General features: G+C 36.9%; 21 protein-coding genes. 7 read left to right on the plus strand and 14 right to left on the minus strand.

Going from position 1 to position 23,486, the window contains the following annotated elements; translation table 11 throughout:
* Nucleotides 1-38: 38 nt before the first annotated feature.
* From inhA2 to AC3WTA_RS22350, 10 genes are all read right to left on the minus strand, one after another.
* Complete coding sequence (gene inhA2, locus AC3WTA_RS22305) at nucleotides 39-2,438, minus strand: M6 family metalloprotease immune inhibitor InhA2 (protein ID WP_001252996.1); 2,400 nt, start codon at nucleotides 2,436-2,438, stop codon at nucleotides 39-41.
* A gap of 316 nt (nucleotides 2,439-2,754) precedes the next feature.
* Nucleotides 2,755-3,402, minus strand: coding sequence for a fructose-6-phosphate aldolase (gene fsa / locus AC3WTA_RS22310; RefSeq protein ID WP_000667669.1), 648 nt, complete (start codon nucleotides 3,400-3,402; stop codon nucleotides 2,755-2,757).
* A gap of 34 nt (nucleotides 3,403-3,436) precedes the next feature.
* The gene (gene rbsB, locus AC3WTA_RS22315) at nucleotides 3,437-4,363 is read right to left on the minus strand and encodes a ribose ABC transporter substrate-binding protein RbsB (RefSeq protein WP_000758981.1); all 927 of its coding nucleotides are present in this window, start codon (nucleotides 4,361-4,363) and stop codon (nucleotides 3,437-3,439) included.
* A 14-nt stretch (nucleotides 4,364-4,377) separates the two neighbouring features.
* A complete protein-coding gene (locus tag AC3WTA_RS22320) occupies nucleotides 4,378-5,313 on the minus strand; it encodes an ABC transporter permease subunit (RefSeq protein ID WP_001074645.1) in 936 nt (311 codons plus the stop codon).
* A 2-nt stretch (nucleotides 5,314-5,315) separates the two neighbouring features.
* Entirely contained in the window at nucleotides 5,316-6,800 is a 1,485-nt protein-coding gene (rbsA, locus tag AC3WTA_RS22325; RefSeq protein WP_001217676.1) for a ribose ABC transporter ATP-binding protein RbsA, read from the minus strand.
* 18 nt (nucleotides 6,801-6,818) lie between these two features.
* Nucleotides 6,819-7,214, minus strand: a complete 396-nt coding sequence (gene rbsD, locus AC3WTA_RS22330; RefSeq protein WP_000716160.1) for a D-ribose pyranase — start codon at nucleotides 7,212-7,214, stop codon at nucleotides 6,819-6,821.
* Nucleotides 7,211-8,107 (minus strand): ribokinase, encoded by an 897-nt coding sequence (gene rbsK / locus AC3WTA_RS22335; RefSeq protein ID WP_088106827.1) that lies wholly within the window; start codon nucleotides 8,105-8,107, stop codon nucleotides 7,211-7,213. The genes rbsD and rbsK overlap by 4 nt, the downstream gene beginning before the upstream one ends.
* Nucleotides 8,108-8,120: 13 nt before the next feature.
* On the minus strand, nucleotides 8,121-9,092 hold the full coding sequence (gene rbsR, locus AC3WTA_RS22340) for a ribose operon transcriptional repressor RbsR (RefSeq protein ID WP_000104028.1): 972 nt from the start codon (nucleotides 9,090-9,092) through the stop codon (nucleotides 8,121-8,123).
* A gap of 137 nt (nucleotides 9,093-9,229) precedes the next feature.
* Nucleotides 9,230-10,843, minus strand: a complete 1,614-nt coding sequence (locus AC3WTA_RS22345) for an MDR family MFS transporter (RefSeq protein WP_000437637.1) — start codon at nucleotides 10,841-10,843, stop codon at nucleotides 9,230-9,232.
* A gap of 19 nt (nucleotides 10,844-10,862) precedes the next feature.
* Entirely contained in the window at nucleotides 10,863-11,321 is a 459-nt protein-coding gene (locus AC3WTA_RS22350; protein ID WP_492333030.1) for a MarR family winged helix-turn-helix transcriptional regulator, read from the minus strand.
* A 272-nt stretch (nucleotides 11,322-11,593) separates the two neighbouring features.
* On the opposite strand from AC3WTA_RS22350, the gene glpT reads away from it, so the two are divergent.
* The 6 genes from glpT (at nucleotide 11,594) to opp4A (ending at nucleotide 18,851) form a co-directional block, all read left to right on the plus strand.
* Entirely contained in the window at nucleotides 11,594-12,943 is a 1,350-nt protein-coding gene (glpT, locus tag AC3WTA_RS22355) for a glycerol-3-phosphate transporter (protein ID WP_000466387.1), read from the plus strand.
* A 284-nt stretch (nucleotides 12,944-13,227) separates the two neighbouring features.
* Nucleotides 13,228-14,247, plus strand: a complete 1,020-nt coding sequence (locus AC3WTA_RS22360) for an ABC transporter ATP-binding protein (RefSeq protein ID WP_000795364.1) — start codon at nucleotides 13,228-13,230, stop codon at nucleotides 14,245-14,247.
* Complete coding sequence (locus AC3WTA_RS22365; RefSeq protein ID WP_001196372.1) at nucleotides 14,234-15,160, plus strand: ABC transporter ATP-binding protein; 927 nt, start codon at nucleotides 14,234-14,236, stop codon at nucleotides 15,158-15,160. The genes AC3WTA_RS22360 and AC3WTA_RS22365 overlap by 14 nt, the downstream gene beginning before the upstream one ends.
* Nucleotides 15,161-15,174: 14 nt before the next feature.
* Nucleotides 15,175-16,140: an oligopeptide ABC transporter permease gene (gene opp4B / locus AC3WTA_RS22370; RefSeq protein WP_033657692.1), complete on the plus strand. Its 966-nt coding sequence runs from the start codon at nucleotides 15,175-15,177 to the stop codon at nucleotides 16,138-16,140.
* Between the two features lie 17 nt (nucleotides 16,141-16,157).
* Nucleotides 16,158-17,063, plus strand: a complete 906-nt coding sequence (locus AC3WTA_RS22375) for an ABC transporter permease (protein ID WP_000880734.1) — start codon at nucleotides 16,158-16,160, stop codon at nucleotides 17,061-17,063.
* Nucleotides 17,064-17,075: 12 nt separating this feature from the next.
* Nucleotides 17,076-18,851, plus strand: coding sequence for an oligopeptide ABC transporter substrate-binding protein (opp4A, locus tag AC3WTA_RS22380; protein ID WP_000182624.1), 1,776 nt, complete (start codon nucleotides 17,076-17,078; stop codon nucleotides 18,849-18,851).
* A gap of 100 nt (nucleotides 18,852-18,951) precedes the next feature.
* On the opposite strand, the gene AC3WTA_RS22385 is transcribed toward opp4A, so the two are convergent.
* The 4 genes from AC3WTA_RS22385 to AC3WTA_RS22400 all read right to left on the minus strand — a co-directional run bounded on the left by AC3WTA_RS22385 (nucleotide 18,952) and on the right by AC3WTA_RS22400 (nucleotide 22,634).
* Nucleotides 18,952-19,077, minus strand: a complete 126-nt coding sequence (locus tag AC3WTA_RS22385; protein ID WP_000453509.1) for a DUF4027 family protein — start codon at nucleotides 19,075-19,077, stop codon at nucleotides 18,952-18,954.
* A 208-nt stretch (nucleotides 19,078-19,285) separates the two neighbouring features.
* Complete coding sequence (locus AC3WTA_RS22390; protein WP_000277996.1) at nucleotides 19,286-19,708, minus strand: universal stress protein; 423 nt, start codon at nucleotides 19,706-19,708, stop codon at nucleotides 19,286-19,288.
* Between the two features lie 65 nt (nucleotides 19,709-19,773).
* Complete coding sequence (locus AC3WTA_RS22395) at nucleotides 19,774-21,225, minus strand: SulP family inorganic anion transporter (protein WP_088106826.1); 1,452 nt, start codon at nucleotides 21,223-21,225, stop codon at nucleotides 19,774-19,776.
* Nucleotides 21,226-21,380: 155 nt separating this feature from the next.
* The gene (locus AC3WTA_RS22400; protein WP_000738886.1) at nucleotides 21,381-22,634 is read right to left on the minus strand and encodes a cell wall-binding repeat-containing protein; all 1,254 of its coding nucleotides are present in this window, start codon (nucleotides 22,632-22,634) and stop codon (nucleotides 21,381-21,383) included.
* Nucleotides 22,635-22,808: 174 nt separating this feature from the next.
* Between AC3WTA_RS22400 and AC3WTA_RS22405 the strand changes: the two genes are divergently transcribed.
* Nucleotides 22,809-23,486: a response regulator transcription factor gene (locus tag AC3WTA_RS22405; RefSeq protein ID WP_000227658.1), complete on the plus strand. Its 678-nt coding sequence runs from the start codon at nucleotides 22,809-22,811 to the stop codon at nucleotides 23,484-23,486.

The raw sequence follows: 23,486 nt of genomic DNA on the forward strand, positions 1-23,486 counted from the left end.
AAGCACACTCTTCATATGAAGAATGTGCTTTTATGTTATTAACGTTTAATCCAAACAGCGCCTGCCGATTTATCCTCTGCCTGTCCAACAACTTGGAATTTAAGTCCAAGGTTTGGAACTTTTCTTCCTGCATCTGCAATTTGTTTGTTACTATATACTTTTGAATCATCAAATGTTGTAACACCTTGTAATCCAGAATAGTTAAACTGTCCACGTGTTAATGAATTTGCACTCCATGCTGGTGTTTGATCAAATGAAAATGCAGCATCTGCAATTTGCATACCTGTATTACCGTAAGTTGGTCTTCCGTTTAAATTCCCAACAAATGCCTCTGGATGCGAATCCACAACGCCAAGGAATCCTTCACCTGGATGCACCCCAACCCAGTTATCTTTGAAGCTATCATCTGCATACCAAACGACAAGACCTGTATTATACACTGGACCTTTTCCTGCTTTTAATCCATTATCTGATCCCGCATAGTTTCTCCACTCTAAGTAGTAATAATGAGCTTTCTTTTCTGTCCCATCAGAAACAACAAAACCATTTAAATTCATTTTAGCCTGTCCTTCTGTATCATCAGAAAATACAACTTGTCCATCAACAGTTACATTTACATTATCCATCGCGAAACCTTTATATGTTACAGCCGGATCTGTAATATAATCGAATTGCAGTTTCACTTTTTCCCCTTTAAATTGACTTAAATCATATGATTTATCCATCCATTTTCCATCTGTTGTATCTTTATCTTCTTGGACTACTTTTTCTCCAAGTCTATCAATTAACGTTTTCGTTCCATCTTCTGTTACTGCATGCACTTCGACAAAATCGCACTCTGCTTCTAACTCATAATTTGCTTTATAATCGAATTTTGCATTTGTTCCTTTTGTTAAATCAAAGAATGGTGTCTCTAGTGTTGTATGCATATCATCTCCTCTTGTACTATAATATGCATGCTTTCCAAACTCCGGTTTAATCGTTTCAACACTCTTACCCGGTAAGTTAACACGTACAACGCCTGGACGATTGGATTTCGTAACACTTTGATCGATATATGTAGGAATTCCTACTCCACGCTTAATTTTATCGTAATCTACTTCTAAAATTTTTGCCCAGTTGCCGCCCATATTCTTTTGTAAGAAGTCTTTATTTTGTGGTGAGAAACTAGTTGGCTCTGTTCCTGCAATTTTCCCTGTCCAACTACCTCCACTCATTAATGACCACGCTTCGACAGGTGAACCAGTTCCAGTATATTTCGTGTCATATTCATCTGGTAAGCCAAGATCATGTCCAAATTCATGCGCAAATACACCTACTGCTCCATCTTCTGGTTCAATTGTATAATCATGCGCCGCTACTTTTCCACCAAAGTAATCTACCTTTGATTTTGTACCTTCAACCGCTACTGGATCTATTGCTAATTTTGAACGATGTGACCAAATTGCATCATCACCTAATTTACCGCCACCAGCTTCTTGACCAACGCCAGCATGGATTACCATTAAATGATCAATTACACCATCAGGTTCATTTTGATTTCCATCACCATTTGTATCATATCTATCGAATTGATCAAATTGAGATAAATCTAACCCTTTCTCAGCGGCTGCATGTAAAGCTTCTTTCACTAAATCACGTGCGCCTTTTGGTCCTTTATTATCGTGACCACTACTACCATCAGCACCGTAGTCAGACGCTTTTCCTGGAACAGTTAGCCATTCCGTTACATATCCATCTGTCGTATAACTTCCACCAGACTGCTCTTCATAATATTGTTTAAACGTTTTTACTTTCGAACCATCAAATAACGTGTACGGTTCATTACCAAATAACATTTTTTGATAATGCTCTCTACTAAAGTCATTCGAATACATATACCCTGGTGTTTGATCAATATTATTATGTTTATAATCACTAAATTCAACGAGTAATACTAATACTTTATCAGTTCGAACAGACCCTTTATATGGCGCTTGCTTTGCTTTAGAAGTTGGGACTTGTCCATTCAATTGTTTTTTATTTGGTTCTGGTTTTTGCTCAGGACTAACGTTTTTTTCAGGTTTTTTTACCTTTTCCTTTTCTTCCATTTTTTTCTCTTTTACTTTTTTCACAAAATCAGATGCCTCTTTAGCAGTATCCGCTGGTAGGATTTCTTTATTTGCCTGATCTCCTTGTTTCTTTTCAATATACTTTTCTACAGCTTTTTTCGTCTCTTCTTTAGAAGATGCTGGATTAATTGTTCCTCTTTCTTTCAACGCTTCCGCTAAACGATCTTCTTGAATTAAATTGTAATCAATTGGTGTTGTAGATACATTGTCTTTCTCTTTTGCTGGCGTTTCTGCGTATGCTAGCGGAGTACTCATTACAGATGTGCATCCGATAATTGCCGCAATTGCTAAAGATGATAACACTTTAAATGGCGCTTTTCTTCTCATTCTATTTCTCTCCTTTTATAAAACTTAAAATTCAGATAAATTAGTGCGTTTAAATCAAAATCCCTACTTTCTGCCCTCCCTATATAAAAAGGCATAATTCTATAAACGTTAAGCTTTCTGTTATAGAATCATGCCCCTCCAGTTTTCTGGTCAGAACCTCTACCTTTTTATGTCGAAATATGAAAAATAAAAAGTGATTTGATATATATTAAATAGCTTATATAACAAATTTAAAAGACAATATGCAAAATTGCATGAAAATTCTTTCAAACAAAAAAGAACCCTAGTCAATTAAACTAGGATTCTCGATTTTCTATTATTTCTCTTGTGTTTTTTCCCAATCAGCTAAGAATTTCTCAATTCCTTGATCTGTTAATGGATGTTTCACTAATGAAGCAATTACGTTTGCTGGGATTGTTGCAATATGTGAACCGTTTAATGCTGCTTCTGTTACGTGAACACTGTGACGTACAGATGCTGCAATGATTTCTGTTTCAATGCCGTGAATTGCAAAGATTTCTGCGATTTGGCGGATTAGGTCCATACCGTTATGACCGATATCGTCTAAGCGACCTAAGAATGGTGAAACGTATGTTGCACCAGCACGAGCTGCAAGTAATGCTTGAACTGCTGAGAATACTAATGTAACGTTTGTACGAATTCCTAAGTCAGAGAATGCTTTTACTGCTTTTAAACCTTCTGTTGTCATTGGAACTTTTACAACAACGTTTGGAGCAATTTTCGCTAATTCTTTTCCTTCTTCAATCATTTTATCAGCTTCTAAGCTAATTACTTCTGCGCTTACAGGTCCTTCTATAAAGCTGCAAATTTCACGAATACGCTCGTGGAAATCTACGCCTTCTTTTGCTACAAGTGATGGGTTTGTCGTTACTCCAGCTACTACGCCTAATGCATTTGCCTCTTTAATTTCATTAATGTTTGCTGTATCAATAAAGAATTTCATTTATTATTCTTCCTTCCTAATTTTCATTTTATATTTATTTATTTTTCTTAATAAGCTCTAATTCAATCGGAATAGATTTGTCCACTTTTTTACCTTGCGTGATCTCTTTTGCTGTTTGCATCGCCTTCTCTCCGATTAATTCCGGTTTTTGAGCAACTGTTGCAGCCATACGCCCATCTTTAACCGCTTTTACAGCATCTTCTGTTGCATCAAACCCAACAACGACTACATCCGTTTTTCCAGCAGACTTCAATGCTTCAAGTGCCCCTAATGCCATTTCGTCGTTATGCGCAAACACAGCTTTAATATCACCATTTGCTTGCAAAATGTTTTCCATAACAGATAATCCTTTAGCTCTATCAAAATCAGCCGCTTGTTTTGCAACTACTTTTAAAGACTTATCCGCTACGTTATGGAATCCTTTCCCACGCTCGCGAGCAGCAGAAGAGCCAGGGATTCCTTCTAATTCAGCAACGTTTGCTCCCCCGCCAACTAATTCACGAATGTAATCACTAGCCATTTGACCACCTTCAATATTATTAGAGGCAATGTGAGAAACAACTTTACCTGAATTTGCGACGCGGTCTACTGTAATAACAGGGACATTCGCTGCATTTGCCGCACTTACTGCTGAAGCAACAGCATCTGAATCGGTCGGATTAATAACAACTACATCGACACCTTTTTGAATTAAATCTTCAACATCGTTCGTTTGCTTTGCTGCATCATTTTGTGCATCAACAGCAATCAACTCGATGCCGCTATCTTTCGCTTTCTTTTCTGCACCCTTTTTCAAAGTTACAAAAAAAGGATTGTTTAAAGTTGAAACAGAGAATCCAACTTTAATAGTTTTATTTCGACCTTTATCGCTAGAATCCTTTGCCCATTCTGGTGGTTCCATTGAACAACCAGCAGTAATGACCATAATACATGCAACGAGTATAAGTAACCATTTCTTCATGAACTGTCCCTCCATTATGCTTCTTTTCGACGATCAATTAATACAGCTAGTAAGATTACAAGTCCTTTTACAACTTGTTGGAAGAAAGAAGATACACCTAATAAATTTAAACCGTTATTTAGTACACCGATAATTAGTACACCGATGAATGTACCAACAATCCATCCTCTTCCCCCAGAAAGACTTGTTCCACCTAATACAACTGCTGCAATTGCATCTAATTCGTAAGAAGTACCTGCAGTTGGCTGTGCAGAATCTAGTCGTGATGTTAAGACAATACCTGCAAGCGCTGCCAAAATTCCGGAAAGACCGTAAATCATTACTTTAATTCTCGTAACATTAATACCTGATAGTGCTGCTGCTTCTTCATTTCCACCAATTGCAAATGTACGGCGACCAAATGTCGTTTTCTTCAAAATGAAGTACAGTACTGCGAAAGCGACCATCATTGTAACAGCTGGTACCGGAATACCGAGAAAATAACCGCGGCCAAACATTTGGAACATTAAATGATCACCAAGACCAGTGATCGGACGTCCGTCCATATAAACAAGCGTCAACCCGCGAAAAATAGTCATTGTTGCTAAAGTTGCAATAAATGGAGCTACTTTTCCCTTCGCTATGATGATACCGTTTACAATCCCCATTACAAGACCAGCTAATAATCCAACTGCCATCGCAAGGAACGGGTCCATGCCACTTGCCATCATTCCAGCAACAAGTGCACTTGATAATGCTAAAATAGAACCTACCGATAAGTCAATACCCCCTGTTAAAATTACAAAGGTCATTCCGAATGCAATAAGCGCATTAATCGATACTTGACGCAGTATATTAAATAAATTTGGAATCTCAATAAATGCTGGATTTAAAGCTGTAATTACGACGATAATTAATACTAAACCGATTAAAGAACCGAGTTGTTGTAATACATTCCCCTTCTTAGCCATCCTTACTCTCCCCCTGTAGCTAGTGCCATAATAGACTCTTGTGATGCCTCATCTTTCTCTAAAATGCCGCCGACTTTTCCTTCATGAATAACAAGAACGCGATCACTCATTCCTAAAACTTCTGGAAGCTCAGATGATACCATAATAACGGCATCTCCTTGCTCAGTAAGCTTATTCATAATAGAGTAAATTTCTTTTTTCGCTCCAACATCTACACCCCTTGTTGGCTCATCTAAAATGAGTAGCTGCGGGTGGATACCTAGCCATTTTGCAATAACAACCTTTTGCTGATTTCCACCAGAAAGAGATTTCACCGCTTGCTCTCCACTAGCTGCTTTCACATTAAGAAGTTTCATCATATCCGCTGTAAACTGTTGTTCTAGTTCGTTACTTAAGACACTTCCCTTTGAAAGACTTTCTAAATTCGGTAAAGCTAAATTTTCTCGAATTGAGAAATCTAAAACTAACCCTTCAGATTTTCTATCCTCTGTAATAAAAGCTATTCTTTGTCTAATCGCATCTATCGGACTATCAATCTTTACTTCTTGTCCATTTATAAAAATTTGGCCAAAATCTAAAGGTTCGTATCCAAATATCGCTTTCATAATATCTGTACGGCCAGCTCCCATCAAGCCAGCAACACCAAGGATTTCACCTTTTCTCACTTGAAACGAAATATTTTCAAACTTCCCTTTTTTCGTTCCGTTACGCATCTCAAAAATGACATCGCCAATTTGACTATTTCGCTCTGGGTAACGTTCACCAATGCTGCGCCCCACCATCATACTCACTACTTCATCAAATGATGTTTCCGGAATAAGTCTCTTTCCTACGTATTCCCCATCACGTAAAATCGTAATGGCATCACATATTGAAAAAATTTCTTCCATTCGGTGTGAGATATAAACGAACGAAACGCCTTCTTTACGTAATTTATTAATGACAGTAAACAACGTTTCAATTTCACGATCTGTTAATGCAGCTGTAGGTTCATCCATAATAATAACGCTCGCGTTTGTCATTAACGCTTTCGCAATTTCGATAATTTGCTGTTGTCCAACCGATAACTCTCCTGCCAACATAGCGCCTTTTACATGTAACCCTAACTCCGCTAGTTGCTGCTGCGCAATCGCGTTCATTTGACGCGTTCGTAAAACACCTGTCTTCCCATACATTAACTCTTTACCGAGAAACATATTTTCAGCTACTGTTAAGTTCGATAATATGTTCAATTCTTGATGTATAAATGCAATACCATACTCTTCAGCTTCTTTCGCATTTTTAAAAGTTCGTTCTTGTCCATCAATCGTGACTGTTCCACCATCTTTTTTGTATACACCTGTTAAAATCTTCATGAGCGTTGATTTACCCGCTCCATTTTCCCCCATCAATGCATGGACTTCCCCTGTTTCAATCTTAAACTGTGCATTCTTCAAAACAGGATTGCCATTGAACGCCTTTGAAATATTTTTCATTTCAATACGCATTCCCATCACTTCCTTTTATTAAAAAATCACGCCTGCATGTAAAATTACATTGGCATAAGGAGTAGCCTCTCCTGTACGAATAATCGCCTTCGCTTTCTTCGTGTGCTCTTTAAATTGTTCATGCGATACATATTCAAACGCTGGCTCTATTAATTTCAGCTCGATCTCTTTATTTACTTCCGCATTATTGTTAATGACTTCTTCTGCTAACGTTACTTTTTCAATTGCCATATCATCGGCTACCACTTGCAATACGTCTAAAAAGCTAGGTTTTCCAATCTCAACTGCTAAATCAATTCGTTTTACTCCGTCAGGAATTGGTAACCCGCAGTCTGCGATTACAATTGTATCTGTATGCCCAAGTGAAGCAAGGACTGATGCAATCTCACTGTTTAATACACCGTGCTTTTTCATCCGACAATCACCTGCACTTCACGTACTCTATCTCTCGTTGGTATTCCGCCCTGTGCTCCAAGTTTCGTTACAGAAAGGCCACCAGCAATATTCGCAAAACGAATTGCTTTTTGAAGTGTTTCTCCTTCAGAAAGCGCAACCGCTAATGCACCATTGAATGTATCACCAGCTCCAGTCGTATCTACTACATCAACAGCGATGCTAGGAACATGTACAATCTCCGTACCATTATGGAAACGAACACCTTTAGAACCTTCTGTCATCAATAGTTTATTTGGATATTTAGCCAGTAAATCTTCAATTGGTGATGTGAAATCATCTAATACGATGCGACACTCATGTTCATTTGGTGTAATATAAGTTGCCTTTTCTAAAATATCTTCTGATAATACTTGTGCTGGCGCTGGATTTAACATAACTGGAATATTATGCGCTTCACAAATAGCCAATACATATTTTACTGTTTCAAGTGGAATCTCTAGTTGAAGAACAACCATATCTGCTTTTATAAGAAGATCTTTTGAACGATCTACAACCGACTCATTTACAAGAGCATTCGCCCCTTGCACGACAACAATACTGTTATCCTCTTCTGCTAAAACGATATGAGCAATTCCTGTCGACGCATCTGTAACCGGTACCACATAGTCGATAAAAACGCGTTCGTTCTCTAAATTGTTCTTAACTACAGTTCCATAATTATCGTTTCCTACCGCTCCAACCATCGCTACATTTGCGCCTAATCTAGCTGCAGCAACCGCTTGGTTGGCTCCTTTCCCTCCCGGGATTGTATGAAATGCTTCACCAATTACTGTTTCTCCTGCTTTCGGACGTTTTTTTGAAATAGCCACTAAATCCATTGAAATACTACCTACTACTGCAATATTTGGCATCTGTTTCATCTCCTTACTTCGTTGTATTTCGTTCTATAATTTCAATCGGTAAACGATAGTGTTTCTCTTCTAATACGTTTCCTTCCATCTGCTCTAACAACAGCTCTGTTGCAATTTTCCCCATTTCATAAATTGGCTGTGCAACAGTTGTAATAGATGGATACATCATTTCTGTTAAAGAAATTCCATCGAATCCGATAATTTGTAAATTATCCGGAATAGAAATCCCCTTTTGAAGTGCAGCCTTTACAATACCTATTGCAATTAAATCATTTCCAGCAACAATTCCATCAATATGTGGGTATTCTTCTAATAATTCCACCGCTACACGCTCACTATTAGCTGGATCAAATGTACTCTCTGCAATCATATAAGAAAGATTATTTTGCGTAATAACGTCTACAAAACCTTCAAAACGTTCATTAGCCGTGCTTACGTCACGCGGTCCGCGAATATGCGCAATATGTTTACAGCCTTTATCTATTAATAACTTTGTCGCAGCCTGACTCCCTGCATAGTTATCTGCATATACAGTAGGAATACGCTCATTAAACATACGGTCAATTGCAACAACTGGAACAGACAACTTCATGTAATTAACACTATTTTGTGGATTTGTTGCTACAATAAATCCATCCACATTATTTTGCCTAAGTACATCAATATATTGCTTTTCTTTCTCTAAACTCTCATCAGAGTTACAAAGGACAACTGTGTATCCCTGCTTATGCGCTACATCTTCTACGGCACGTGCAACTTCTGGAAAGAATGGATTCACGATATTTGGAACAACTAAGCCAATTAAACGAGATTTTTTATTATACAATGAACGCGCTACTGTACTAGGTTTATAATCTAGCATCTCAATTGCTCGCTCTACTTTCTTTAATGTATCTTCATGAACATATCCATTTTTATTTAACACTCTGGAAACGGTCGCAACAGATACTCCCGCTAATTTTGCAACGTCTTTAATCGTACTCATTCTCTTTCCTCTCCATTTCATGTAACCGTTTACAGAAAATAATATAACGTATTTCTAGAAATACGTCAATCATTTCTCACAAAAAAGCTTTTAAGGTTATACTCAAAAAAGCACCGCCATAAGGCGATGCTTTTTCATTACGAATATGATACAGTTTGTTCTTTTTCCTGTGCAGAAGGCTCTTCAGCGTCTTTTTTACGATCTGATAGTTTAATCTTCTGTAAGAAAATCGTAAAGATAGCACCCACTACAATGAATACTAATCCTGTTAGGAATACAGTATGAAGTGAGTCTACTAAGGAGTTTTTCAAAATTGGTACAATGCTGTTAGCGAATGCTTCTGGCATTTGTTTTAATGCTTCTGGACTAAATAGCATCGAATATAAACCTTGTGGGTCTGTATGAATCATATCTTTAAATTTCGTTACCATTTGTCCCGCTTCTTTCGGGAACGTATCTAATACAGGTACTAATTTATTTGTTAATGTTGTACCTGAAGTGTTATTCATGATTGACCCTAAAATTGTAATACCAAATGTTCCACCGATTTGACGGAAGAACTGACTTGATGATGTTACGACTCCAAGATCTTTTTTCGGGAAACTTTCTTGTAACGCTAATGTTAATGTCGGCATAACAAGACCCATTCCTAAACCGATAATACTCATATAAAAAGTAGCAGTAAGTTTAGTCGTGTGCATATCCATCGTTGTTAATAACCAGAAACCACCAGCCATAATAAGCATCCCTGTAATAATTTGTGGTTTCACACCAACTTTTAATACAAGTTGACCACCGATAATACTCATAACAATCATTGTAATCATCATCGGTGTCATGATTGTTCCTGATTCAGCAGCACTTACTCCTACAATTCCTTGCATGAAGAATGGTACGAACATAATCGCACCGAACATTCCGATACTCATAAAGAAACCAATCGCATTCAGTATTGTAAACGTGCGATTTTTAAAGAAATGCATCGGTAAAATTGGTTCTTCTGCTTTCGTTTCAACGATAACAAAGCTAACAATACCAATTAGAGCTAATGCAAATAAACCGATAATTTGCCAAGAACCCCATGCATAATCTTTTCCGCCAAACGTTAATGCAAGTAATAAACTTACAACACCGAGAATCATCGTAAAGATTCCAGCGATATCAATTTTGATCGGTCCTGTTTGTTTATGTGACTTTAATCCCATTGCAATAAAGATTGTTGCTAAAATACCAACTGGTAAGTTAATGTAGAATACCCATCTCCAGTTCACTGCGTCTACAATCCAGCCACCCACTTGTGGTCCAATTACAGAAGCAAGACCGTATAACGCACCAAAAATACCTTGCCATTTCGCACGTTCTTTTCCCGTAAACATATCTCCGATAATAATCATAGCCATTGGCATCATAATACCGCCACCAAGACCTTGAATACCACGGAAAATAATTAATTCTGTCATACCATTTGCCATACCACATAACGCCGAACCAACCATAAAGATAACTAGTCCCGTAATATATACGTTACGACGGCCAAGTAAATCCGCTAATTTACCTGCAATTGGTACAACTGTCGTTGATGTTAACATATAAGCTGTTGTTAACCACGTCATTAAGCTTAATCCGCCTAGTTCACCGACGATACGCGGCATTGCTGTACCAACGATTGTTCCATCTAATGCAGCAAATAGCATCGCGATTATTAAACCGATTAACAGCAACTTTCTATTTATGTTTTCTTGTTGCTCCATGTAATCTCCTCAATTCCTCTTAGTTATTCTCTTTTTTCTCTTGTGTCCCGCAAATAATTGTTTCTACCTTCTCAAAGAGGCGTAACAAATCTTCTCTTTCTTGTAATTCTAAATGTGAGAAATATTTTGCAATATGCTCATTACGAGCGGTCATTGCCTCTTCTACTCTAGCTTTCCCCTTTTTTGTTAACTCAATGATGACAACACGACGGTCATCTTTGTCGTGATAGCGTTCTACAAGCTCTTGGTCAATTAGGCGATCAATCATCACTGTAATTGCACTAGGCTTTACATACATCTTTTTTGCTAATTTTGTAGCTCTTGAAGCACCGTAATGATCTAAAATCTTTAAAATATAAAACTGCGGTGGTGTAAGTCCTGTTGCTTGCATTTGTTCTAATAACTCCGTCTGCATTTTCTTTCCAATCGAAAAGGCAAGAGCTTGAATTTTATCGATATGCGTCATATCATTTGGCATGTTATCCACCTCTTATTTAAGCAATAAAATATTTAACGTATTTAAATATTAATACCACGAACAAAATCCGTCAACACTTTTTATTTATAAAAACGTTTACATTCCTGTCACAAAGTTGTATAATTTTCGACGAAGTTAATATTGACAGTCACGGAGAATCGGAGTATACGGCTATGAATCATAAAAAAGGAAACTTTTTTATATTTCATGGCCTTTTTATATTCTCTCTGACTTACAACATTTCGAATTCATTAGGGGAGGATTTTCATTTTATGTTTTTCACACAATTATTTAAGCCTGCGCCCCACGCGGAACGCTTACCAGCTGATCGCGTTGATAGCGAATACCGTAAATTACGTTTACAAGTATTCTTAGGTATCTTCATCGGCTACGCAGGTTACTACTTTGTTCGAAAAAACTTTTCACTAGCGATGCCATACTTAATCGAACAAGGCTTTAGTAAAGGGGAACTTGGGGTTATCCTTTCAGCAGTTTCTATCGCTTACGGATTAAGTAAATTTCTTATGGGTATCGTATCCGACCGTTGTAATCCTCGCTATTTTTTAGCAGCTGGGCTATTTTTATCAGGTATCATTAATATTATTTTCGGCTCATTTTCTTTCATTACAACGAGCATTATACTTATGTTTGTCCTTCAGTTTTTAAATGGATGGGTACAAGGTATGGGCTGGCCTCCTTGTGGTCGTACGATGGTTCACTGGTTCTCTATTAGTGAACGTGGTACAAAAATGTCTATTTGGAACGTCGCTCATAATGTCGGTGGCGCACTTATGCCTTCTCTTGTAACATTAGGGTTATATTTCTTTGCAAATGACTGGCATAGTATTTTTTACTTCCCAGGTATTCTTTCAATTTTAGTTGGTATTTATGTATTAATTACGATGAGAGATACACCTCAATCTTGTGGATTACCTTCTATTGAAGAACATACTGGAGAATATCCACCAGATGAAAAAGTAAAAGATCGAGAACGCGAACTTTCAGTAAAAGAAATTTTATTTACATACGTACTAAACAATAAATTTTTATGGTACATCGCTATTGCGAACGTTTTCGTTTATTTCGTACGTTACGGCGTTGTAGACTGGGCTCCTACTTATTTAGTAGAGGAAAAAAGTTTTACTCATAGTAGCTCTCGCACAGCTTATGCTCTATACGAATGGGCTGGTATTCCAGGTACACTTCTTTGCGGATGGATGAGTGATAAACTGTTTAAAGGGCGCCGCGCACCTGCTGGTATTTTATTTATGGTTGGTGTATTTATCGCCGTTCTTGTTTACTGGCTAAATCCTCCTGGTAATCCAATGATTGATAGTATCGCACTTGTCGCAATTGGATTTTTAATTTATGGACCTGTTATGTTAATCGGCCTACACGCACTAGACTTAGCACCAAAAAAAGCTGCTGGAACTGCAGCTGGTTTAACTGGGTTCTTCGGTTACCTAGGTGGAGCTACTTTTGCTAGCGCAGCTATGGGCTTTATCGTCGATGCATTCGGATGGGATGGCGGATTCATCTTATTACTTGTATCTTGTGTACTTGCAATGTTCTTCCTTGCTCTTACTTTAAAGACAGGATCTGCAAAACCAAAACAAGCTTAAGTACTAATATTATTCTTATCAAAAAAAGAGAGACTGTTCTTTCCAGAACACCTCTCTTTTTTCTACATATAATACTTTTTTCTTACAAAAGATTTATTTCCCTCTCACATATATGTTAGCGTTTCCAAAACACCTCAACTACTAATACAACTGCATTCAATTTTTGTATAAAAAGATTTTTGAATATTTTCTCAACTTATACTTGTCAAACATTGTCATTTTATATTAAAATAACAACAACATACAAAATATTTAGTCTTTTCTGAAAAGATGGAGGGATAGCCATGAAGAATCCACTTCTTCGCATTGAAAACTTACAGACTTCCTTTCGCATACAAGATCACTATCATGCAGCAGTAGATGATGTTTCGTTAACTGTCCATGAAAATGAAATTGTCGCGATAGTTGGTGAATCAGGTTGCGGAAAAAGTGCACTTGCCCTTTCTATTATGCGATTGCATAATGAAGCAAATACAAAATTACAAGGGCAGCTTAACTATAGAGATAAGGATTTACTAACTATGTCAGCCGCAGAGATGAATAAAGTACGCGGATCAAACATCGGTATGATTTTCCAAGAACCTCTTACAGCACTCGATCCTCTCATGACAGTTGGAAAACAAATCGAAGAAAACTTAGACTACCACACAAGCCTTTCAAAAGTTGAAAAAAAAGAACGCACCTTAGAACTACTTCATCAAGTTGGTATTCCAAAACCAGAACTTACATATAAACAATACCCACACGAATTATCTGGCGGAATGAGACAAAGAATTGTTATCGCAATTGCAATTGCTTGTAACCCAGCACTCATTATTGCGGATGAGCCAACAACGGCTCTTGACGTAACCATCCAAGCACAAATTTTAGACTTACTAAAATCTATTCAAGAACAAACGAAAATGGGCATCATTTTAATTACTCATGATTTAAGTGTTGTCGCAGAAACAGCCGATCGTATCGTCGTTATGTACGCTGGACAAGTTGTAGAGACAGGAAAAGTTGAAGAGATTTTTAACAATCCTCTTCACCCATATACTCGTTCTCTATTAAACTCCATTCCATCTGCGTATGGTGAAAAAGAAAAATTGCATGTAATTCAAGGGGTGGTTCCTTCGTTAGCGAAGCTTCCTCGCACAGGTTGTCGCTTCCAAGCTCGAATTCCATGGATTAGACCTGATCAACACGAGGAAAATCCAATTTTACATGAAGTAAAACCAGACCATTGGGTACGTTGTACTTGCTACAAGCATTTCAACTTCCAAGATAAGAAAGGAGATGACGTAACTCATGGCACTGCTTAAAGTAGAAGATTTAAAAGTACATTTTCCAATTAAAGGTGGCTTCTTCGGCCGCACATTAGATTACGTGCGTGCTGTCGATGGTGTAAGTTTTGAATTACAACCGGGTGAAACATATGGGATCGTTGGTGAATCAGGAAGTGGCAAATCAACAACGGGTAAAGCAATTATGCATTTAACGAAAGCAACAGAGGGTAGCATTCATTTTAATAATAGAGATTTAACAAAATTAAGTCGCTCTGAGCTACGTGAACAACGAAAAGATATTCAAATGATTTTCCAAGATCCTTATTCATCATTAAATCCGAAGAAACGTGTTCTCGACATTATTGCTGAGCCTCTTCGAAATTTTGAGAAGCTCTCACCTGATGAAGAACGTAGAGCGGTTCAAGAATATCTTGATAAAGTTGGTCTAAATCCAGAGTCAATTTATAAATATCCACATGAATTTTCCGGCGGGCAAAGGCAGCGGATTGGTATTGCACGCGCTCTTACATTAAAACCTAAGCTTATTATCGCTGATGAGCCAGTATCTGCGCTTGATGTCTCTGTACAAGCACAAGTATTAAACTTCTTGCAAGATTTACAAGCTGAGCTCGGACTAACATACTTATTCATTAGTCATGATTTAGGTGTAATTCGTCATATGTGTGACCGTATCGGTGTTATGTATCGCGGACGCATCGTCGAAGAAGCAACTAGTGCAGAAATTTATAGTAATCCGCAACATATTTATACGAAGCGCCTAATATCAGCAATTCCTGATATTCGTCCTGAAAACAGAGAGAGACAGCGTAAGCTCCGTCAACAAGTAAGCTCTGAATACGAGAAATCATACGAAAATTATTTCAATGAAAACGGTCGTGCTTATGACTTAAAAGCAATCTCGCCAACGCACCGGGTGGCATTACCATAAGGGAGTGATAAAACATGTGGAAGTTTATATTACGGAGATTTTTAGTGATGATCCCGCAATTATTCGTGTTAAGTGTACTTGTCTTTCTACTAGCTAAGGCAATGCCAGGCGATGCCTTAACTGGCAAAGCAATGAATCCAAAAGCGGATCCAAAAGTGATTGAAGAACAACGTGAAAAGCTTGGATTAAATGACCCAGTTCCAACACAATATGTTCGCTGGATTAAAAATGCAGCCCAAGGTGACTTTGGTATTTCCTATGCACATAAAATGAAAGTAACCGATTTAATTGGAGAACGACTTGGAAATACAGTATCTTTAGCACTTGTCATTCTTATTCTTACTTATTTAATTGCCATACCACTGGGAGTTATAAGTGGGCGTTGGAATGATACATGGGCTGATCGACTCATTACCCTTTACAACTATCTAGGTTTTGCTACACCACTATTTATATTTGCACTAGTTATGCTCTTCCTATTCGGATTTAAGTTTGCAATATTCCCAACCGGCGGTAGCGTAGATCCTCAAGTTGCAACAGGTACATTTGCTTACTATTTAAGCAAATTGAATCACATGCTACTACCAGCTTTATCCGGGGCATTAATCGCAACAGTTGGTACTGTTCAATATTTACGAAGCGAAATTATTGATACGAAACATAAAGATTTTGTTCGTACAGTAAGAGCAAAAGGTGTTCCAGAATCAAAAATCTATTCTAGACATATTTTACGAAATTCATTCTTACCAATTGCAGCCTTCTTAGGCTATGAAATTACAGGATTAGTTGGCGGTGCCATCTTTTTAGAAAGTATTTTTAGCTATCCAGGAATTGGACAACTATTTATACAATCTATCTCTCAACGTGATTTTAGTGTAATAACTGCACTCGTTATGTTTACTGGATTTGCAACGTTACTTGGAACTCTCCTTTCAGATATTATTCTAAGCATCGTCGATCCACGTATTCGTATTGATTAAAGAAAGGAGATGACGTTATGTTAGCAAACCCTGAAAAACAAACTGAAGTTATTCATTACGAAAAAAGCCCTTCTGGTTTCTCTATTATGTGGCGAGAACTTCGTAAAGATAAATTAGCAATGTTTTCACTTATTTTCCTAGCAATCTTATTACTAGCAGTCTACGCAACATCTTTTATTATGAAACAAGAAGATATTGTACGAGTTGATTTATTCGCTATTTATGCTCCCCCCTCTGCTGAACATTGGTTAGGAACAGATTATGGAGGACGCGATATTTTCGGCCAACTTATTATTGGTACACGGAACTCTTTTACAATTGGATTAGCAATTACTATTCTTTCTTGTTTAATTGGTCTTTCAATTGGATTAATTGCCGGGTATTTTGGAGGAGCTATTGATAATATCATTATGCGCATTATCGACTTTGTTATGGTTTTACCATTTTTAATGCTTGTAATTGTATTTATTACACTTGTTCCTACATTCAATATTTTTACTTTCATTTTAATTATGAGCGTGTTCTTATGGACAGGAAAGGCCAGATTAATTCGCTCAAAAGTATTAACTGAAAAAGAACTAGATTATGTCTCTGCATCTAAAACTTTAGGAACACCAAACTGGAAAATCATTCTTTTCCAAGTACTACCTAACTTAAGTTCAATTATCATTGTTAGCGTTACATTAAATCTTGCTGGAAACATCGGTATTGAATCTGGTCTAACTTTCTTAGGATTTGGTCTACCAGAAAGTACACCAAGCCTTGGTACACTTGTTAGTTATGCTAGAAATCCAGATGTATTACAAGAAAAATGGTGGATTTGGTTACCCGCATCAGTCATGATTTTAACATTGATGCTGTGTATAAATTTTATTGGTCAAGCGCTACGCCGCTCGGCCGACGCAAGACAAAGAAAAGGATAAGGGGTGGAAGAAATGACAAATAAGCCAAAATTTTTCAAAGTATTAAGTACACTTGCCGTTTCAACATTACTACTTTCAGCATGTGGGGGCAGTGGTGGTAGTGAAAAAACGAGCAGCACAAAAAAAGTAGATACAAATAAATTTAGTGCATCTGTTAAAAATGATAAAAAGGAAATTAAAGATGGTTCATTAACATATGGTCTTGTTTCTAACACACCATTTGAAGGACTTTTGAACTTCGCTGTATATGAAGGAGATCCTGATAACCAAGTCATTACAATTTTCGATGAATCTTTATTATCAAATGACGAAAACTGGGAATACACGAATGATGGCGCTGCTACATATGAAATTTCTAAAGATAAAAAGACAATTACATTAAAAATCAAAGATAATGTAAAATGGCATGATGGAAACCCTGTTACCGCTGAGGATTTAGAATACTCTTATCTAGTAATTGGTAACAAACAATATGCTGGTTCTCGCTATGACACTCAAATGCAAATGATTGAAGGTATGGAAGATTACCATAATGGAAAAGCCGAAAAAATTTCGGGTATAAAGGTAACGGATCCAAAAACAATTTCGATTACATTTAAAGAACCGAATCCTTCAGTGAAAACTGGACTTTGGACATATCCTCTTCATAAGAAATACTTAGGAGATGTACCAATCGATAAATTAGCAGAATCTGATAAAATTCGTAAAAACCCAATTGGTTTCGGGCCTTTTAAAGTGAAGAAAATTACGCCAGGTGAAGCCGTTGAATTTGAACGTTTTGATGATTATTATGGCGGAAAACCAAAACTAAAAAGTATGGTTTTAAAAGTTGTTAACCCTTCCGTTGTTAACGCGTCCTTAAAAAATGGTGATATTGACATTGCTGAAGTAAGTGCAGATCAGTATCCAAATGTAAGTAAATTAAAAAATGCACAATTAGTCGGTAAAACTGATTTATACTATAGCTATATCGGTTTTAAATTAGGCCATATGGATAAAGAAAAAGAAGAAGTAGTGATGGATAAGGAGAAATTTAAAGATGTTCGTGTACGTCAAGCAATGGCGTATGCTATCGATCGAAAAGAAATTGGTGAAAAATTATATCACGGCCTACGTTATCCGGCTAACTCACCAATTCCACCATCTCTACCAAAATATCATAACAATAAAGCTGGTGCCTATGATAAAGATATAGAGAAAGCTAAAAAATTATTAGATGAAGCTGGCTATAAAGATACGAACGGAGATGGATTCCGTGAAGATCCGAATGGTAAAGAATTTAAAGCTAATTTCTTATCAATGAGTGGTAGCGATGTAAGTGAACCACTTGCAAAATTCTTTATTCAATCTTGGAAAGACATCGGCCTAAAAGTAGAGCTTCTTGATGGTCGCTTACATGAATTTAACTCATTCTACGATATGATTAAAAAAGATGATCCAAAAGTTGATCTTTTCGCGGCAGCTTGGGGAACTGGATCTGACCCAGATCCTTCTGGTATTTGGGCTAAAGATGCAGCGTTCAATTACCCACGTTGGGCTACTGACAAAAACACAGAATTATTAAAACAAGGTATTTCTCCAGAAGCTGCTGATGAAAAGTACCGTAAAGATGTCTACGATAAATGGCAAAAATTAGTTCATGACGAAGTACCATTAATTCCACTTCATTATAAATTTGACTTAAAAGGTGTAAATAATCGCGTAAAAGATTATAAATATACACCAGAAGATCAATACAAGTGGGGTAAAGTTAGCGTAACAAGCGATAAAGCAGAAACAGAGAAATAAGAAAATAGCTCCTAGCACTAAGATACATGCTAGGAGCTATTTTCTATTTATAATACTTCTCTTGCTATTAATAACAACCAATTCCTTCCCTACTCTAAAATTAAAAGATTTGATGAACCATCTTTATTAAAATAGCTAACGTAACAGATGCAGCAAATCCGCCTAAACAAATTAAGCTTACCCCTTGACTATATGATAAATTTTGCAATGATTTCATTACTTCCATCCTCCCTATCTCCCCTTTGATACTCTTATTTTACCAATGGGAAAAATTTCATAACATCGATTTTTCTGACAACAAACTTACAAATTTGTAAGTTAACATTTTCTAAAACTTATGTATCTAGTATGTCCATACCTTCCCCTTTTATACGCCAAAAAGGACCTTGAATTATATCAAAGTCCTGCTTACACTACAGAGTATCTCACTCAATTTATTTAATAATCATCACCGGGCATTTCACTCGTTTTGCTATTTTATGACTTACACTACCAAGCACCATCTCTTGCAGTGTATTTAATCCTCTACTTCCAGCGATAACAAGATCTATGTCTCCTGTATTTACATATTGAACAATCGTATCTCCTGGATCGCCATGTAATATCGTAATTTTATAAGAAATGTTCTCTTTCTTTAATAAACCTTCAATCTCTTTTAATTTATCTTTTCGACTAGCCGATATTGTTTCTAGATCTGTTTGACCTTGTATAATATCTGATTTTGCCGTTCTATTATCTACTACGTACACAACTTCAACATTTGTTTCTTCGCTACATTTCGCAATATATGTTGCATGTTCCGCTGCTCGAAGTGCATGTTCAGAACCGTCACATGCTAATATAATTTGTTTGTACATATGCTGAATCCCCTTTTCGTTATCCTACCCGTATTATATAATAAAGCCCCCTAAAAAGGAGGCTTCTAACTAGCAATTCTTTTATTATAAGTAGCTAAATTTGAAATAATCTTCGAGCTTCGTTCATTTAATCCCGTTATACTTACTTTCACGCCACTTTGTTCATACTTCATGATAACTTTATCAATTGCAGCTACTGCTGAATCATCCCATATATGCGCATAAGTAAAGTTCAACTCAATTTCTTCCACATCTTCATTGAATGAAAAATTATTTATAAAGTCTGCTGTAGATGCAAAGAAAAGTTGACCATGAATTTCGTATATTTTCTTATTTTCAATATATAAATGTTTCACGTGAATCTTTGCCATATTGAATGCAAATAAAACCGCACTAATTACTGTTCCAATAATTACACCTAATGCTAAATTATGTGTAATTAAGACAATCACAACTGTTACGATCATAACAAACGCATTTCCTTTTGGTACTTTATGAATCGTTGTTACAGAGTTCCAATCAAATGTTCCGATTGAAACCATAATCATTACTGCAACTAAAGCTGCCATTGGAATATGAACGACATAGTCACCTAAAACAAATAGTAATACGATTAAAAATCCGCCCGCTACAAATGTGGATAAACGACCTCGTCCACCTGATTTAATATTAATAACAGATTGTCCAATCATTGCACACCCTGCCATTCCTCCGAAGAAACCAGCCACAATATTTGCAATACCTTGCCCACGTGCTTCTTTATGTTTATTACTTTCCGTATGCGTCATATCATCTAAAACTGAAGCTGTTAATAATGACTCTAGTAAACCGATAATTGCAAGCATAACTGCGTACGGTAAAATAATCCCTAACGTCTCAAGTGTAAAAGGTGCGTCAGGAATGCTAAAGAACGGTAATTCTTTCGGCAAGCTTCCCATATCTCCTACTGTTTTTAACTGCAATCCGCTCATAAGTGCAATACTTGTCACAATAATAATAGAAATAAGTGTAGACGGTACAGCCGTCGTAATACGTGGAAATACATATATAATTACAAGTCCTAATGCGACAAGTGCATACATTTGCCAAGTTGCATGTTTAAAATGTGGTAATTGCGCTGTAAAAACTAAAATTCCAAGTGAATTTAAAAAACCACTCATAACAGATTTAGGTACAAACTTCATAAATGAGCTCAGTTTGAACACGCCAAAAATAATTTGGACAATACCGGTTAATATTGTTGTAGCAAATAAGTATTGCAAACCGTGATCTTTCACGAGCGTGACCATTAATAATGCCATTGCACCTGTTGCAGCTGAAATCATCCCAGTTCGTCCGCCAACAAATGAAATGGTAACTGCAATACAAAAGGCTGCGTATAACCCAACGGTCGGATCCACGCCTGCAATAACTGAGAAAGCAATCGCTTCAGGAATTAACGCTAAAGCAACAACAATTCCTGACAGCACATCCCCTTTCACATTGGAGAACCAGTCATTTTTTATCGTTTGAAACAAAATACCACTCCTCTACTCTTTTATCATTTGATTTTCTCCATAAGAAAACCTAGGCCGACTGCACGAAGGCTATTATATAACGAGTAGAGGATTTTGCGCTATGTAAAAGTTTCCTAAAAAAAGACGCTACCTTCATAGCGTCTTTTCTCATTTCATTAATGTCCACCGTGCCCTTGACCACTTTCCTGAACAATCTCTAACCTTTCATCCAGTATACCTTGTGTTTCAAATGAAATATCACTCGTACTTCCTAATAAGAAGCCGTGGTTATACGGTCCAAGTGTTGGGTCATCTTTAAACTTCGGCTGAATACTAGCAAGGAATTCATACACTGGCTGTGAAGCTTTCCCTTCTTCTAACAATACAACAGGTGCGTGTTTACCCATATGTGAAAATGGTGCCCCTGCAACTGCTAAGTCTGGTGTTTTGCTTGAAACAAATGATAAACCGTGACCTGGTTTTGTAAACCCCCATCCAAATTTCGTTTTTTCATCTTTAAACTTCGCAAATGCAACCGAATTTTCTGTTGGAGTCTCTCCACTAATACGCGTTATTTTTCCGTATTTACTTAACTCTTTTTCTACTGCTTTTGAAATGATTTTTTCTGGTCCTAATACATATATATTCGCTTTATCTTTTCTCATCTTTAATGCCTCTATCGTCGCTTCTGGCACTTTATCTTTTTCTGTATATAAAAGCGGTTCTGGCATATGAGAAATCCAATTTACAGCTGGTGTTGTATATAAACGCCCTTCTTCTTCAGACGAACCGATAATAACACTATTTGGATAGCTACCTGTTATATCGGCATATTCTTTATCCACATCTTTAGCAAATTTAGCTGGATCCGTTTCTTTTATTTGCTTTACTTTATATGCTTTTAATTGCTCAAGGATAGATGGACCTACATCCCCCATCAACATAATTTGTGTTCCATCTTTCGTTCCGAGCGGATTTAATCGTTTTATTTCTTTTAACGTCATTTCGGGTACCTTTTCTTTTTCTATAAATAAAATTGGCCCGTTATTCGGATGGTGAATAAGATCCGCACTTGCAATACCTAATTGCCACTCGTTTACTGGTACTAAAATAACAGCGCCTGGCTGATTCTCTTTATGCGTTGCTGGCCATATCGTTTGCGAAGTTAATACTGCCATTTGCATAGGGTCATTTGTATTTAATCTCGTTACATTTTTTAAACTCGTCGTTAATACATCATTCGATGCCCCTTTATTCATTTCTTTCGGCGCACTTACCTCCTGCTTCATTTTCATTTTCATTTCCTTTTGCTCTGTTTTCTTCTCTTCTTTAGATTCATGATTTTTATGATCTGTGTTCGTTTGCCCACACGCCGCAAGACCAGCCGCCGCAATTATTGTTATCCCTAAAATTCGGGTCATCTTTTTCACTATACCGCCTCCGTATGAATCGTTTTCGAGCCAATATGATTACCTAAATTAGAATTTCACCTTTACAATAACAAGCAATTCTGAAGAAATTATGCAGATGCATTATAATCTGCACCATTTCTTCATGATTTTGACTTACAATTTAAATAATAACTACAAATGCGGAGGTACTCTATGGTCGATATACTACTCGTAGATGATGAGCCGAGAATGCTTGAATTATTAACACTTTATCTTACTCCAATCGGATACAACTGCGTATGTGCAGTATCCGGTGAAGAAGCTATTTCACATATAGAAAATCGAAACTTCAAGTTTGTTTTACTTGATATTATGATGCCAAAGATGGACGGATGGGAAACGTGCAAAAGAATTCGATCATTTAGTAACGTTCCTATCATTATGGTAACTGCTCGTGATCAAACGGTAGATGTCGTCCAAGGATTAAAACTTGGCGCAGATGATTACGTGACGAAACCGTTCCATGAAGAGGAGCTTTTCGCAAGAATTGAAGCTGTTTTAAGGCGAACGAATCAACACGCACAAATCCAATATCACGGCATTTTATGGGATGAGGCAAAGCATTTCGCTTCTGTCCATAATGAAGAACTTCTTCTCACTCCAATCGAATTCTCTTTACTCGGATTATTTTTACGTCATGTGAACTACGTATTAAGCCGCGATCAGCTCATTGAACGAATTTGGGGATTAAATACAAATACAGAAGATAGAACAGTCGATTCACATATTCGTAATTTGCGTGATAAATTACGAAAAGTAAATTTTCCTATTGATCATCATTTAAAAACTGTTTACGGAGTCGGGTATCGATGGATTGATACTCTAGATTAA

The organism is Bacillus sp. EB106-07-01-XG149, from assembly GCF_058791555.1.

Excerpts from the sequence above, each read along its gene's own strand:
- inhA2 (WP_001252996.1), bottom strand. The coding sequence starts at position 2,438 with ATGAGAAGAAAAGCGCCATTTAAAGTGTTATCATCTTTAGCAATTGCG.
- fsa (WP_000667669.1), bottom strand. The coding sequence starts at position 3,402 with ATGAAATTCTTTATTGATACAGCAAACATTAATGAAATTAAAGAGGCA.
- rbsB (WP_000758981.1), bottom strand. The coding sequence starts at position 4,363 with ATGAAGAAATGGTTACTTATACTCGTTGCATGTATTATGGTCATTACT.
- AC3WTA_RS22320 (WP_001074645.1), bottom strand. The coding sequence starts at position 5,313 with ATGGCTAAGAAGGGGAATGTATTACAACAACTCGGTTCTTTAATCGGT.
- rbsA (WP_001217676.1), bottom strand. The coding sequence starts at position 6,800 with ATGCGTATTGAAATGAAAAATATTTCAAAGGCGTTCAATGGCAATCCT.
- rbsD (WP_000716160.1), bottom strand. The coding sequence starts at position 7,214 with ATGAAAAAGCACGGTGTATTAAACAGTGAGATTGCATCAGTCCTTGCT.
- rbsK (WP_088106827.1), bottom strand. The coding sequence starts at position 8,107 with ATGCCAAATATTGCAGTAGTAGGTAGTATTTCAATGGATTTAGTGGCT.
- rbsR (WP_000104028.1), bottom strand. The coding sequence starts at position 9,092 with ATGAGTACGATTAAAGACGTTGCAAAATTAGCGGGAGTATCTGTTGCG.
- AC3WTA_RS22345 (WP_000437637.1), bottom strand. The coding sequence starts at position 10,843 with ATGGAGCAACAAGAAAACATAAATAGAAAGTTGCTGTTAATCGGTTTA.
- AC3WTA_RS22350 (WP_492333030.1), bottom strand. The coding sequence starts at position 11,321 with ATGCCAAATGATATGACGCATATCGATAAAATTCAAGCTCTTGCCTTT.
- glpT (WP_000466387.1), top strand. The coding sequence starts at position 11,594 with ATGTTTTTCACACAATTATTTAAGCCTGCGCCCCACGCGGAACGCTTA.
- AC3WTA_RS22360 (WP_000795364.1), top strand. The coding sequence starts at position 13,228 with ATGAAGAATCCACTTCTTCGCATTGAAAACTTACAGACTTCCTTTCGC.
- AC3WTA_RS22365 (WP_001196372.1), top strand. The coding sequence starts at position 14,234 with ATGGCACTGCTTAAAGTAGAAGATTTAAAAGTACATTTTCCAATTAAA.
- opp4B (WP_033657692.1), top strand. The coding sequence starts at position 15,175 with ATGTGGAAGTTTATATTACGGAGATTTTTAGTGATGATCCCGCAATTA.
- AC3WTA_RS22375 (WP_000880734.1), top strand. The coding sequence starts at position 16,158 with ATGTTAGCAAACCCTGAAAAACAAACTGAAGTTATTCATTACGAAAAA.
- opp4A (WP_000182624.1), top strand. The coding sequence starts at position 17,076 with ATGACAAATAAGCCAAAATTTTTCAAAGTATTAAGTACACTTGCCGTT.
- AC3WTA_RS22385 (WP_000453509.1), bottom strand. The coding sequence starts at position 19,077 with ATGGAAGTAATGAAATCATTGCAAAATTTATCATATAGTCAAGGGGTA.
- AC3WTA_RS22390 (WP_000277996.1), bottom strand. The coding sequence starts at position 19,708 with ATGTACAAACAAATTATATTAGCATGTGACGGTTCTGAACATGCACTT.
- AC3WTA_RS22405 (WP_000227658.1), top strand. The coding sequence starts at position 22,809 with ATGGTCGATATACTACTCGTAGATGATGAGCCGAGAATGCTTGAATTA.